The sequence below is a fragment of the Bythopirellula goksoeyrii genome, from assembly GCF_008065115.1.
GTDB lineage: Bacteria > Planctomycetota > Planctomycetia > Pirellulales > Lacipirellulaceae > Bythopirellula > Bythopirellula goksoeyrii.
In genome coordinates, this window is the sequence record NZ_CP042913.1 from 5,762,913 (window position 1) to 5,776,614 (window position 13,702).

The following is a 13,702-nucleotide window of genomic DNA, read 5'->3' on the forward strand; positions in this document are numbered from 1 at the left end:
GAATAATTAGAATTTGACCGTGGCGAAATAGTCCTCAAGCGTCTCCGCTCGGCGAATCTGCTCTACTTCCCCATCTGGTTTCAGCAAGAGTTCCGCACAGCGCAGTCGCCCGTTGTATTGAAAACCCATAGCGTGGCCATGGGCTCCAGCGTCGTGGATCACCAGCACGTCCCCCACTACCACCTCTGGAAGTTGCCGGTCGATCGCTAGCTTGTCGTTGTTCTCGCAGAGCGCACCCACCACGTCGACAGACTTCGTCGCAGATTGACCTTCTTTGCCCATCACCGTGATGTGGTGGTATGCGCCATACATTCCAGGCCGCATGAGATTCGACATGCAGGCATCGACTCCCACATAATCTTTGTAAGTTTGCTTCTGGTTGATGACTCGTGAAATCAAGAAACCAAATGGCCCGGTGATGGTCCGCCCGTTTTCCATGAAAATCCGTGGACTCAGACCCGCAGGGACCAGCACTTTCTCATACAATTGATGAACTCCCGCACCGAAGTCGGCCAGGTTCACTTCATCATCCTCGGGTCGATAGCCCACCCCAATCCCCCCGCCGAGATTGATGAACTTGATTTCGATCCCCAGTTCATCCTTGATGAGTATCGCCAGATCAAACAACATCTGAGCTGTGTCCAACAACGACTGCACTCCCAACTCGTTGGAAACCACCATCGTATGCAGACCAAAGTGCGTCGCCCCCAGCTCCTGACACCGCTTGTACCCTTCCAAGAGCTGCTTCCGAGTGCAGCCAAATTTTGCTTCCTGTGGGTTGCCAATAATGGCATTGCCTGTCCGCTCGGGACCCGGGTTATAGCGAAAGGAAATTGTCTTCGGCATGTCACCCGCGGCTAGTAGCGTGTCGATCAGGTTGGGATGATCGAGATTGATGATCGCTCCCAAATCCAAAGCATACTTATATTCCTCGGCAGTCGTGTTGTTCGAGGTGAACATAATCGACTCCCCTTCTAATCCAATACGCTCCGAGATGACAAGCTCTGCCATGCTCGAGCAGTCCGCTCCGCTCCCTTCGTCGCGCAATAGCGAGACGATCCGAGGATTGGGCGTCGCCTTCACCGCGAAATACTGGCGAAACCCTTTGTTCCAGGAGAAAGCCTGCACTAGATCCCGCATCCGCTCTCGGATTCCCGCTTCGTCGTACAAATAAAACGGAGTTGGATATTCGTCTAAAATGCGTTGGAGAGTAGCAGAATCAAAGGGAAGCGTCTTTTGCATAGCAGGGTTTTCGCGCGGTTGGAGTGGTAGGAAAGCAAGCGGCAGGAAAGCCCCTCATCCTACCAAAGGCGCGTCCAGAAGCGTAAGCCCCTGGAGTCTGCTGAGCGAGCCGGGGCGTCCCCGCCCCCGATCTTGACCCGGCCCCCGAAACTGACCGGGGGCGAGGACGCCCCGGCTCGCTCTCGTTCTACTTCACGGGCCGACTATCGGGCCCGTATTGCGTCACCCATAGAAAAGGCGCCCCAGAATCATCTGTGCGAATCTCGCCTGCCAGACGCGCCTGACTTAGCATCCGGTCCACGGCACTCTTGAGCGTAGTCTTCTTCCGCGGCAGCTTGACCTGAATCTCCGCTGGGTCGATTTCTTGCTGATCGAGAATCCATTCGTCCATGACGATTGGCACTTGCAATCGGGGCCCCAGGGCAGCAAGTGCCGTAGCAAGTGTGTAGCCCTCGATCTCAATATTAACCGCCTCATACAACTGCGGCGCCAAGGAACGCGGACTTCCTTCGGTCTTCCAACCAACGGGCCACACATCGGCTCCCCGCTCGTAAGCGGCAACTTCCAAATGCAGTTGGTCAGCCGGCTCGTTGACAGGCCTAACAGTGAGCCCCCCGCTTCGCAAAGCGATTGCCAGCGCAGTCCCCGTCGAAAGCCCTTCGAGTTCCATCGCCAGCACGGGGGTCGTGGCCAGCAATGGCTCAACGCTCGCATTCTTCTTGGTGGGCAAGCGAAACGCTCGCTCACAATGCGCAAGCACAGTCGCAGCAGTCTTTCCTTTCGTCGAAATGGAAAGCGGTTTCTCCATATCGACAAACACTTTGCCGAATTCTTCTTCGGTCAAGCGAAACGGCCCTCGATCGATGCCTGCTTCGGCCAACTCATGCGGCAGTCCCTCGAAATAGGCCCGCAACTTGGCAACATCACCGGCCCGAAAACGATGTTGAGGCACAAACAACTCATCGCGCGGAGTAAGGATCGCCACCACCGACACTTGCGTGCCACTCTCGTTGAGCGTCGCCGCTGGTTCTTCCTGACCGCGAGCCGAGCGAATCTGCACCCGCGCGAGCCCTAGCTTCCCTAGTCGCTTGGCCCATTCTTGCGGCGCAGTAATCGGCACCCCAGGGACCATGGCAACTTCAATGTCGATCGCTACTTCGGCGCTGGCACGATTGGCAAGCAACAGCGTCAAGAGAACAGACACCATTCGAATTGTATAACTTGGTTTTCGCATCGTTCTTAAAGTATAGCTTGCTAAAAGTCGAGCTGCATCGTTTCTCCATGTACTAGCCGTGGGCGGAAGCACATGGTTCTATTTAAGGACAACCATGGGCCTGTCACCACGGCTATCAATCGCTCAGAGAAGTAAGTTAATTGAGGGTGTCCGGGAATTCGGTATCTGTCATTTCGAGGTACTCCGAGAAATCTGGCCAGATCCCTCGGAGTACCTCGGGATGACAATTCGCTTTGCCCTTGAACGTAGCGGGTGCAATCCCCAGACACTCTCAGTTAATTGCATGGAGTCGGTTGCCAACTGCCAAAAATTTGCGAAAATGGCCAATCCTCAACTCTTATTCCCCCATTTCACAGGAGACTCGTTCCATGTCGCGCCCCGTCACACTCTTCACCGGCCAATGGGCCGATTTGCCACTCGACGACATGGCCCGCAAGACACGCGAGTTTGGCTACGATGGAATCGAACTCGCCTGCTGGGGCGACCACTTTGACGTCGCCCAAGCAATGGCTGACGACGGCTACACCGAAGCCAAGCGTGAGCAACTCGACCGCCACGACCTCCAATGCCTCGCCATCAGCAACCATCTGGTGGGTCAGGCCGTATGCGATGCCATTGACGAGCGACATCAATCTATCCTCCCCGAACACGTGTGGGGCGATGGCAAACCAGGCGGAGTCAACCTGCGTGCCTCCGAGGAGATGATGAACACGGCCCGCGCGGCACAGAAGTTCGGCGTCGAAGTCGTCAACGGCTTCACCGGATCGAGCATCTGGCCCCTCTTGTATTCCTTCCCGCCAGTCCCCGAGTCGATGATCGAAGCCGGCTTCTCCCAATTCGCCGAGCGTTGGAATCCCATCCTCGACGTCTTCGGAGAATGCGGGGTGAGGTTCGCACTTGAAGTGCACCCCACCGAGATCGCCTTCGACATCGTCACCGCCGAGCGGGCTCTCGAAGCCGTCGGCCACCGCGAAGAGTTCGGCTTCAACTTCGATCCCAGCCACTTGATCTGGCAGGGTGTCGATCCGGTGGAATTCATCCGCGCCTTCCCCGATCGCATCTACCATGTCCACATCAAAGATGCCATCGTCACTCTCAATGGAAAGAGCGGCATCTTGGCCAGCCACCTCAACTTCGGCGATGCCCGTCGTGGTTGGGACTTCCGCTCTCCCGGTCGTGGTGGAGTAAACTTCGAGGAAATCATCCGCGCCCTCAACGACATCAACTACGCTGGCCCGTTGAGCGTCGAATGGGAAGACGCCCGCATGGACCGCGAACACGGCGCCCGGGAAGCTTGCGAATTCGTGAAGCGACTCGACTTTGCCCCGTCGAACGTAGCGTTTGACGCTGCTTTTGCAGACAAGTAGCAACAATTCTTCGTTAGCCGCGCCGCGTCCGCCGAGTCCTGCTCGGCTGAGCGAAGCGCGAGATTTGCTGCCAAGTACACTAGCAGTGAAATCAAACGAGAAGTGAGTCGATGTCGCATGAGAGTCATAAGCAGCAATCTTTTGATCGACTCAGAATTCGTCGTGGAAATTGGCCACCTGAATCGCGAAAACGGATAACGTCGCTGAGAAAATCCATTCTCGATAGCCGGAAGCCAAATCGACCCTTGCTCATCAGGTAGCAATATGCTACCATTAAACTATGAGCCAACCTGTTAAACTATCTGACGCCCTCGTGCTTGATGCTCGACAAACTGGAAGTGTCGCGGAGCGGTCTATCGCGGGCCAAATCGAGTTCTGGGCACGACTGGGTCGGGCAGTCGAAACCCTGCTCTCAGGAGATCGAGTGTTGGCACTGCGAAGAGCAGGAGATCAGCAGCCGCTTTCATCTCTCATCGCCACAGTCAGCGCTCCCAAGGGCCACCAGCGGGTTGCTGAATTTCTATCCACACAACCCTTTCCCCACTATGAGCCAGTTGAGGATCAGGCTGGACTGCTAGTTCGCATTGAAGAGAATGGGCGACGGACTCTTGGTAAGTTTCACCAAGGCGAGTTTCAACCTGCCAAGACGAAGCAATCCAAGAAGACTGAACGCAAAGGCCGGTCATGAGCTGGGCATGGCTCGACGAAGAGCCGGTCGTAGTGGCGATAGCCGGGCCAAACGGCGCAGGAAAGACGACATTCTATCACGCTCATATTGCACCTGCTGGTCTGCGGTTAGTGAACGCAGACCGACTCGCGGCTGAACTCGATATTGATCCTTACGCAGCGGCACAGGTTGCCGACCAGGTTCGCCACGCCCTAGTAAATCAACAGGAAAGTTTTGCTTTTGAAACCGTCTTTTCCGATCCAGTTCATGAGAAGCTGCAGTTTCTGGAAAGTTGCGCAGCGAGCGGCTACACGACAGCCCTCATGTTTATTGGGCTTGCATCGCCAAAACTTTCTGCTGAGCGTGTTGCGATGCGAGTCTCTCAAGGAGGGCACGATGTTCCAGCTGACAAAATCACCAATCGCTTTCCAAGAACTTTGGCAAACCTGCAGGCCAGCATCAAACGCTTGCCGCATGTCGTAATCTATGACAACAGCGACTTGGCGAACCCTTATCGTCAACTTGCAGTTTTCACAGATAGCGAGGCCATTGAGATGGCGAAACCAATACCCAAATGGCTGCGAAATGTGCTCGAAGCTGTTTGATCAGAATAAAGCCAGCGAAAACGACCTTGCCACTTGGCAAGCCAATTACGGAAGCAGCATCGCTTCAATAGTCAATCTTGCATCCGCCCCAGAGCCAACTTCCCTCGTGCTGCTTTTTCTCAGTGCAGTGATTGCTCATACATTTCAAAGAAGCGGCAGGTAGACGTCGGCATTTCCGTTAAGTGGCACAAGAATCGTTGTGGATTTCTGCCAGCCAATCTCGATAATAGTGCTTGCGACTTGTCAGGCATCCTCTGTGTTTATCTGGGCAATGCCTACGCAAGAGCAAAGACTCGACGGCTGAAGCTCGGATTGGCTTGAGCCTAGGGTTTTGTTTGCAAAACCCTCCTGAATTGAGGACGTAACTATCCGCGTAACTCATGACCCGTCAACAAGTCAAGATGCCGATCAGCGGCATGAAAGAGGCGAGTTTTGTTTTGTAGAAAAGGAATGAGAACAAAACCGTGGCACCCTCAAGGCGAGCCACCCGGTGTAAGCCAGTGGTTTCCTCCTACACACCACTTATAGAAACAGTACCACGGCATTCGCTAAGATTAGTTGCAACGCAGAGCACCCCGAGACGCAGAGAAATTAGAATGGAACTACTACCTCTGCGTCTCCGCGTACTCTGCGTTTCAAATTCTTCCTTCGCCTCTGTTCTAACAGTGAACAAGAACGACGTTTTAAATTTGCCACCAGAAACACGAAAAGGCACAAAGAATATATCGATTCTCGGCTTTGCAGTTCTTGCTTTTTTGTGTCTTCTTGCGTTTTTTGTGGCTACCATGAATTCCTCTTCCAATCGAACCAACGACTTCAACCACAGCACACAAGCGGCCAATCGTCCCCAGCTTATCAATAAGAGGGTGGGTCGATGCGCAATGAATGTTATAATAAAAGGCATCTGCGATATTGCCGACTCTCTCAAAGGAATACCGTGCTGAAACCAGGTCTCCACTTCGCTCTCCTCGTGTCTTGTTTCCTGCCGATGGTAGGCTTACATGCCAAAGAGGCCGAGCACTCCCAGCCATCACTCACCACCGGTGAAGTCCTCTTCGCGGTTCCTGACCTCTACTCGGCTGAGAGCGAATCGAGAAATGTCTCGGATGCCGACCGTAATAGCGCAGCAGCCAGTTTTGCCCGTGCGCGGAAGTTCTGCGATGAGGGAGACGTCGGCGCTGCCCTTCGGTGGACGGCCCGCACGCTGATGTTCGATCCCGATCACACCGATGCCCGACGCGTATTGGGCTACGAAAAGTACAACGACACTTGGGCCGGGGCATTCGCCTTGCGGCAGTTGGAAGCGGGCAATATCTGGAACCGTGAGTTCGGCTGGATCGCAGCCGAAGACTTGCCCCGCTATGAAGCGGGCGAACGTCCCCTTGGCAAGAAGTGGATCAGCGCCGAGGCCGATGCTCGTCGTCATGCATCTATCGACGATGGTTGGCGAGTTCGCACCGACCATTTTCAGGTCACCACCAACGACAGCCCAGCTTCAGCCGTCGAACTCGCTACACGACTGGAAGAGACCCACCAGGTTTGGCTACAACTCTGCGCCGGTTTTTTTCTAGATGCGAACGACCTAAAAAAACGGTTCGAGGGTAAGTCATCGAGCAGCTACCGCATCAAACCATTCCAAGTGAAATACTACCGGACGCGCGGTGAGTACAATGACGATCTGATCCGCCAGCAACCTCGCATCGGAATGACCCTGGGCATCTATTTTGATACGAACCGCACGACAAACTTTTTTGCCGGAAAGGAGCAAGACCCCGGCACGATTACCCACGAGGCTGTGCATCAATTCTTTCAAGAGTCCGCCCCCGCGGCCCGCAATGTCGGCGGCCTGTCCAATGTCTGGATCATCGAGGGAATCGCCTGCTACTTTGAGTCGCTCACCCCCATGCGCGTCGCCGAGGGCAAGCAAGCTTTCACCATTGGCACCCCCAACGCCGGCAGGCTCCCGGCCGCCTACCAGCGCTGCATTCTCGATGACTATTACATTCCGCTAGCAGATCTTTGCAAACTCGGCACCACTGACTTGCAACGTCGCAAAGACATCGCCCCGCTCTACAGCCAGTCGGCCGGGCTGGCCACGTTCTTCATGCACTACGAAGATGGCATTTACCGCCCGGCCCTCATGAAGTACCTGCAGCTCATCTATGCAGGCCGCGACAAACCGACTACCCTTCAGGAAGTCACCGGCCAAAGTTTCGCCGAGCTGGACAAGCAGTATCGTGAGTATCTGCTGTGTCTGACCCCAGATGATAGAAAAGAATAATGCCGAACACAAAGTTCGCTTGGACCCAAACCCCATAGCCACAAGAAACACGAAAAGTCACAAAGAAAGTTATTGCCTCGACTGGGAATCTAATAGAATTTTTGTGCATTCTTGTGTTTTTCGTGGCAATCAGCAAAACGATACCTACTAAGGTTCATGATTTTTCAAACTAACCGAACCAATTGTTCTCAGGAGGACTCCCTATGCTGTCGCTACTTGCTCATGTAACCCCCCAGGAATTGCCTTCTGGCCTGATGTTATTCGTCTGCGGAATGCTCGCCGGCAGCCTACTGACCCTGGCGCTGAAGAAGACCTTCTCCCGCTAGAAACGGCCTCAATGACGCATCCCGTTGACCATCCGCGGGGTCAATAGTAGGATCGTTGGATTCTCATGCGGTGGCTGTAGTTCAGTCGGTTAGAACGTCGGATTGTGATTCCGAAGGTCGTGGGTTCGAATCCCATCAGCCACCCTTTCTGATTCGCGGGAAACGCTTGGTTTGCCAGGGTGAAAACACTCTCTGGTGGTCTCGTCACAATTCTTTGCAATCGATATCAGCTTGCTTCCGCCTAAAAGGTGGATACGAGACGCACTGCAAGCCCGTGCCAATTGCTCCGCTTGTGTGGTAAAACGTAAAATGCGTTGGCAATCCCTCTCATTCTTCAGCCGAGGTGATTTCTCCCATCTGTCAAATATATCAACGGGGAGAGTTTTCCAGTGCAGGAATATGGACAACCGAAAAGTTGCCGACCTATTGAGAAGTGACTATAAAGGAGTAATGAGCATACTGTGTTCGTGACCGCACGCCTAACATTCTAAACGCCTTGCATGCAAAATCGTTCTGTCCTATCTCTGTGCGTGCTGCTGGTAGTGTGGCTCAGCTGGCAAGTAGAAACCAACTATGCTTTTTTTTCCAACGGGCGGTGGACTTTCACTGCGACCGATGGTCCTACTGGAACCAGTGGTAGTCCAACTACACTGACATGGAGTATCGTGCCGGATGGAACACCGATACCGGGCCGCAACCCCAGCAATCTGATCGCTTTTTTTGATGGGCTTTATGGCTCCGGCGATGGAGGAATTGACCTACAAACCCGGCCGTGGTTCAAGGATGTCGTTGCGGCATCGTTTGACCGATGGACAGCCCTCAGTGGCCTGACTTTCCAATACGAGCAGCAGGACGATGGAGCAACACTAGGTAACTTCTCCGGAATCCTTGAAACTCGCGGTGATATCCGGCTGGGAGGAACTTTTCTCGATGGCCAGGGTGGCACAAGTGCTCAGGCCGGCTTCATACCCAATGGGGATATTACCGTCGACACAGGGGATTCACTGTTTTATGCCAATCCTACCGACAATTTCTTGAATCTTCGTAATACCCTCACTCATGAAGTCGGCCACTCGTTGGGGCTGGGTCACATCGATTCGACGGCCAGCTTTCTGATGGAACCGTCTTACAATGGCACTTTTGATGGCCCGCAAATTGACGATCTTCGAGGGGTTCATCAACTCTACGGAGACTCTCGTGAGCGTGGCTCTATGGGTCCGCAGCCAAACAATACCCTTGAAACGGCAACGAACTTGGGGATTCTAGCTGACGGACAGTCATTGCAAATAGGAACCGACATTACGGCCAGCACAGTGATCACATCATCTCAAACGGACTTCTTGAGTATTGCGAACTTGAACGATGTCGATTTCTTTTCCTTCACCATTGAATCAGGCTCGATTTTGAATGTTGTGCTGACTCCTTCGGGGCCCAACTATTTCGAGAAGATTTCTGGGGCAGCGGGCAGCCAAACTATCACTCGCTCTTCACAAGTTAGCAACTTGAAATTTGATATTTATGGGCCGGCCAGCGAAGGTAGTGCGGAACTTTTGACAACAGTCGATGCGGCACCTATCGGCCAAATTGAAACGCTCCAAGAGTTCATGCTTGCCACAGCAGGTGAGTACTTCGTTCGGGTTTCTGGGTCGACCAATGATGTTCAACTCTACAAGCTCAGCCTATCAGGCGAGGCCCTCTCGAATGGCGACTTTGACGAAGATGGAGACGTCGATGGAGCAGACTTTCTCGACTGGCAGCGGGGATTTGGTCCACTTTATGGCGAAAACGACTTGGCGGCTTGGCAAAACAACTACGGAATTCCGCTCAATACGGCGGCGGCGGTCGCCGTCCCGGAACCACCGTTACTCTCCCTGCTCTATTCAGCGTTGGTAGTGAGTTACTTGTTTGCACCACGATGCTTCAGCTTCTGGCCCTGAAGGGTGCAGTATTTCCGCGCAAATCTAGACGCCAAAGTGGCCCGACTTCACTCTTAGCTTGCAGGGCATGCGGCTTTCCGCAACGGGAGACTCACGACTCTAGAAAAAAGTTTGACGAGAGCGTTTCGCCCGTTTATACTCCCAGTTCAGGCACGGTAGTGTCTGTCCCCACTGTCAACTCAGGCGGCTCGTAGAAGCAAGACAAGGGGTTTGCGTTGTAGTCCCATCTAGATTCTCAACCTTCCCGAGGAGCGCTCATGAGTGCCGTCAAGAATTGTTCTCCAAGCCACGAATCCAAGTGGAATTCTGTTAAGCGGGGTGCCGCTTATTCTCTCGCCGCTGGTGCTGCTGTCACTACGATCGCTTCTGACGCTGATGCCCAGGTCGTTTATTCAGGGCTTCAAAACATTGCGATTGGGCAATTTAGCTCTCAAAATCTGAATCTCGACGGGGATGCCTATAACGACATCTTACTCAAGAACTATGTTTTCGGTGGCGGTAATTACCAGGGAGCTTATGTTAATTTCGCACCGGGTAAGGTCGTAGGATTTAATGCTGGGCTGAATTATGTGTCTGCTTTGGGTGCAGGTTTTCTAGTTGATAGTGTTGCCACTACTGGAGGACCTTTTTCAGCATCGATGGCTTACGCCAGCAACCCTAATTCGCAATTCGACAATGTTACAGATGCTTACATCGGTCTTGAATTCCCGATCAATGCGACTTCCCACTTCGGTTGGATCAGAGTCGATATCGATAATGCTGCAGGCACTTTCCTGATAAAAGATTGGGCTTACGAGTCGCAACCAGGGGTTGGTATTCATACGGGCGAGATTCCAGAGCCTTCGACACTTGGACTTTTGGCAGCAGGTGCTCTAGGTGTCGCTGCCCTCCGACGGAAGAAGCGGGAATCCAATCTAAGTTAGCCGAATGGTTTGTCAGTGTCGGAACCAGTTTTTTGTATGAATCTCAGCACGCCTGTTCCGCAGTCTAAAGCAGTGAGATACTGTTGTTATGTCTTTCTCGCGGTGGTTGGTTGTGCCAGCTTCCAATACTGTGAATAGATTTATTTTTTCCTCTTGAGAATTCACATTGGAACCTCTGCCCCCTAAAATGAGGCGAGGTTTGAAGCAGATTTTCTCGTGCAGTGAAGGCGAGTTAGAGGTCCATAGAGGAGTTTAGAGAAGTGGCCAAGAAAACCAAATCAGCCAAGTCGCGCCTCCGCGCGACTAAAAGGGCTGCCTATAAACTTGCCGCAGGGGCGGTCGTGGCAACTAGTTGTGCGGCTGAGTCGGAAGCGGCAGTCCAGTATTTCGAGGGACCGATTGATGTTCCGCAGGAAATAGGGCAACCGATCGATCTTAATCTTGATAACTACACCGATATTGTTCTCAAAAACTATATTTTTAACGGAGGTAACTACCAAGGAGCCACCGTTAGCTTCTACCCTGGCAAGACCGTTGGTTTCAGCACGAATGGTCCGGCGATTTCAGGGGAGTATATGACTGCGTTGTCGGTCGGCACCTTTATTGACTCTTCTTCGCTGGGCCCTTCTTTTTATGGGTCGATGGCCTACGGTGCTCTCAATCCGAACGCACAATTCAACAACATAACAGATGGTTACATTGGTTTTGCCTTTCCGATTGGACCGACCGATCTGTACTTCGCTTGGATGCGGGTTGACGTTGACAATGCCGCTGGCACGCTCCTGATTAAGGATTGGGCTTACGAGGATCAAACCGGAGTGGGTATTACCGTAGGTGATATGGGCACACCACTTTTCCTGGCGGACTTTGATGACGATGGAGACGTTGATGGGGCCGACTTCTTGGACTTGCAGCGGGGGTTTGGCGGTACCTATAACTCGACGAATCTAGTGGACTGGCAAACTGAATATGGTATGAGTTCTATTCCAATGCTTAACTCGGTGCCCGAGCCTGGGACGTTGGGTCTATTAGCCGCCGGTGCTTGCGGATTGAGTTTTTGGCGAAAACGGCGGGCTGACCAGAACGATAGAGCCCATGAAGATCAAGCGTAGCCACCCTCCCCACGGCCCGAAACGTGTTCTGCTGATAGGCTGGGACGCTGCCGATTGGCAGATGATCGATCCCCTAATTGAAAAGGGGTACATGCCAACTCTGGCCAAACTCATGAGTGAAGGAGCGTGGGGTAATTTAGCCACGCTAAGGCCGATTCTATCCCCTATCCTCTGGAACACCGTAGCTACTGGCAAACGCGCGGATCAGCATGGTGTGCTGGGCTTTACGGAACCTGATGCCGATGCAACTGGAGTTCGTCCCACCTCCAGTACTAGCCGCAAATGCAAGGCACTTTGGAATATCCTTAGCCAATGCGGGCTGCGAAGCAATGTGGTGGGCTGGTATGCATCTCACCCTGCAGAACCAATCAACGGAGTAATTGTCTCAAATCAGTTTGAGAATTCACACCTGGAAAAAGGGCTCGACGCACCGCTGCCAACTGGTGCAGTCCATCCACCAGAATTAGCCGACGAGTTGGCAAGTTTCCGCGTCCATCCCCGCGAGATCGATGCGTCTGCCTTGTTGCCTTTCGTTCCAAAAGCTGCCGAAGTTGCTCGGCAGGAATCGAATCGCTTGGGAAAGCTTCAACATCTTATATCGCAGTCGGCCACGATCCATGCTGTCGCCACCCATCTGATGGCCAACACTGATTGGGATTTCACCGCAATCTACTACGAGGGGATCGACCGCTGTGGGCATGAGTTCATGCACTGCCATCCTCCCAAAATGGAACAGGTGTCCGACGAGGAATACGAAGCCTACAAAGGCTGTATGGAATCTATTTATCGCTTTCACGACATGCTGCTCGAAACACTTCTCAAGTTGGCTGGAGATGACACAGCTGTCGTATTGATGTCCGACCACGGATACTACAATGATCATCTGCGACCTGATCCAGGGGAGGGGAAAGCGGGTCCAGTTGAATGGCATCGACCGTTTGGAATTATTGCGGCCCATGGCCCCGGAATCCGCGCTGGCAGTCGAGCCTATGGTGCCAGCCTGCTTGAGATTGCACCGACCGTTTTGCAACTTCTGGGGCTGCCGGCCGCCTACGACATGCCCGGCCGAGTTATGGCCGAGATCCTTGAGGAGTGCTCCACCCTGCCTCGAATCGAGAGCTGGGAGGATATCGAGGGAAAATGCGGCATGCATCCTCCGGAGACACGTGTCGATCCTGCTGAGGCCCAAGCTATGCTTCAGCAGCTGGCCGACTTGGGATATATCGAAGCCGAAGGGGAAAATGCTGAGATCTCCGTGGCAAAAACAATCGCCGGCAATCAAATTTCCTTGGTACAGGCGATGATGGATGCCCAGCTCTACGCAGGTGCGATTGAAATCCTCGAGCAGCTAGATGATGAGACTCGCGATCTCGTGGCTTCGAAGCTGTTGCTCGCTTCATGTCTACTGGGGGTCGGCGATAGGAAACGTGCCCGCAGCGTATTGTTGGAGATCGAAGCCCAGCAGCCCGAGGCTCCTCGCATGCACATGATGCTCGGCACACTTGAATTTGCCGATGGCAACACAGAGGCTGCTCTCGATCATTTCCAAGAGGTCGTCAAATCAGAGCCTCGCCAGCCTGGACTGTACAACAAGCTTGGCGAAGTATTTTTGAGTGTGAAAAGATACGACCAAGCTTTTGAAGCCTTTGAGAAGGCGCTCCAAATTGACGGAGAGAACCCGATTGCCCTGGCCGGGATGGCTCGCACAAAGCTCGAAGTCAGCGAGCCTGAGGCTGCGCTAGATTTTGGCCTTTCGGCTGCCGAGCTCGTTCATCATTTTCCGCGAGTGCATTTGGTGATTGGCGAAGCCCGTATCTCCCTCGGAGACCATCATGGCGCTATCGAAGCCTTGGAGTGCTGCGTAAGACAAGCCCCGCGTTTGGCGGCGGCACACCAAGCCCTTGCTAAGGCATACCGGTCACTTGGGCAGACCGACAAAGCTCACGAGGCCGAACTTCGGGCCAAAGGAGTGCTGGCTTGACGGAAGGAGCATTGACAATAGCGTTGA

Annotated in this window: 10 protein-coding genes and 1 tRNA gene; 9 read left to right on the forward strand and 2 right to left on the reverse strand. The window is 53.4% G+C overall.

Annotated features, from left to right (window positions below):
* Nucleotides 1-6 precede the first annotated feature (6 nt).
* Together lysA and Pr1d_RS22710 are read right to left on the reverse strand one after the other, a co-directional pair.
* Nucleotides 7-1,242 (reverse strand): diaminopimelate decarboxylase, encoded by a 1,236-nt coding sequence (lysA, locus tag Pr1d_RS22705; protein WP_148075674.1) that lies wholly within the window; start codon nt 1,240-1,242, stop codon nt 7-9.
* A 187-nt stretch (nt 1,243-1,429) separates the two neighbouring features.
* Nucleotides 1,430-2,476 carry a hypothetical protein gene (locus Pr1d_RS22710; protein WP_148075675.1) on the reverse strand — a complete coding sequence of 349 codons (1,047 nt, stop codon included), beginning with the start codon at nt 2,474-2,476 and terminating at the stop codon, nt 1,430-1,432.
* Between the two features lie 368 nt (nt 2,477-2,844).
* Between Pr1d_RS22710 and Pr1d_RS22715 the strand changes: the two genes are divergently transcribed.
* The 9 genes from Pr1d_RS22715 (at nt 2,845) to Pr1d_RS22755 (ending at nt 13,675) form a co-directional block, all read left to right on the forward strand.
* Nucleotides 2,845-3,843, forward strand: coding sequence for a sugar phosphate isomerase/epimerase family protein (locus Pr1d_RS22715; RefSeq protein WP_148075676.1), 999 nt, complete (start codon nt 2,845-2,847; stop codon nt 3,841-3,843).
* Between the two features lie 280 nt (nt 3,844-4,123).
* Complete coding sequence (locus Pr1d_RS22720; RefSeq protein WP_148075677.1) at nt 4,124-4,531, forward strand: TA system antitoxin ParD family protein; 408 nt, start codon at nt 4,124-4,126, stop codon at nt 4,529-4,531.
* On the forward strand, nt 4,528-5,115 hold the full coding sequence (locus Pr1d_RS22725; RefSeq protein WP_148075678.1) for a zeta toxin family protein: 588 nt from the start codon (nt 4,528-4,530) through the stop codon (nt 5,113-5,115). Before Pr1d_RS22720 ends, Pr1d_RS22725 begins: the two co-directional genes overlap by 4 nt.
* 937 nt (nt 5,116-6,052) lie before the next feature.
* Complete coding sequence (locus tag Pr1d_RS22730; RefSeq protein ID WP_168205438.1) at nt 6,053-7,396, forward strand: DUF1570 domain-containing protein; 1,344 nt, start codon at nt 6,053-6,055, stop codon at nt 7,394-7,396.
* Between the two features lie 396 nt (nt 7,397-7,792).
* A tRNA-His gene (locus tag Pr1d_RS22735) sits at nt 7,793-7,866 on the forward strand.
* 356 nt (nt 7,867-8,222) lie between these two features.
* Nucleotides 8,223-9,659: a matrixin family metalloprotease gene (locus Pr1d_RS22740; RefSeq protein WP_148075680.1), complete on the forward strand. Its 1,437-nt coding sequence runs from the start codon at nt 8,223-8,225 to the stop codon at nt 9,657-9,659.
* Nucleotides 9,660-9,916: 257 nt separating this feature from the next.
* Nucleotides 9,917-10,582 (forward strand): PEP-CTERM sorting domain-containing protein, encoded by a 666-nt coding sequence (locus Pr1d_RS22745; protein WP_148075681.1) that lies wholly within the window; start codon nt 9,917-9,919, stop codon nt 10,580-10,582.
* A gap of 260 nt (nt 10,583-10,842) precedes the next feature.
* Nucleotides 10,843-11,694, forward strand: a complete 852-nt coding sequence (locus Pr1d_RS22750) for a PEP-CTERM sorting domain-containing protein (protein WP_148075682.1) — start codon at nt 10,843-10,845, stop codon at nt 11,692-11,694.
* Entirely contained in the window at nt 11,678-13,675 is a 1,998-nt protein-coding gene (locus tag Pr1d_RS22755; RefSeq protein ID WP_148075683.1) for an alkaline phosphatase family protein, read from the forward strand. The genes Pr1d_RS22750 and Pr1d_RS22755 overlap by 17 nt, the downstream gene beginning before the upstream one ends.
* Nucleotides 13,676-13,702 lie beyond the last annotated feature (27 nt).

Excerpts from the sequence above, each read along its gene's own strand:
- lysA (WP_148075674.1), bottom strand. The coding sequence starts at position 1,242 with ATGCAAAAGACGCTTCCCTTTGATTCTGCTACTCTCCAACGCATTTTA.
- Pr1d_RS22710 (WP_148075675.1), bottom strand. The coding sequence starts at position 2,476 with ATGCGAAAACCAAGTTATACAATTCGAATGGTGTCTGTTCTCTTGACG.
- Pr1d_RS22715 (WP_148075676.1), top strand. The coding sequence starts at position 2,845 with ATGTCGCGCCCCGTCACACTCTTCACCGGCCAATGGGCCGATTTGCCA.
- Pr1d_RS22720 (WP_148075677.1), top strand. The coding sequence starts at position 4,124 with ATGAGCCAACCTGTTAAACTATCTGACGCCCTCGTGCTTGATGCTCGA.
- Pr1d_RS22725 (WP_148075678.1), top strand. The coding sequence starts at position 4,528 with ATGAGCTGGGCATGGCTCGACGAAGAGCCGGTCGTAGTGGCGATAGCC.
- Pr1d_RS22740 (WP_148075680.1), top strand. The coding sequence starts at position 8,223 with ATGCAAAATCGTTCTGTCCTATCTCTGTGCGTGCTGCTGGTAGTGTGG.
- Pr1d_RS22745 (WP_148075681.1), top strand. The coding sequence starts at position 9,917 with ATGAGTGCCGTCAAGAATTGTTCTCCAAGCCACGAATCCAAGTGGAAT.
- Pr1d_RS22755 (WP_148075683.1), top strand. The coding sequence starts at position 11,678 with ATGAAGATCAAGCGTAGCCACCCTCCCCACGGCCCGAAACGTGTTCTG.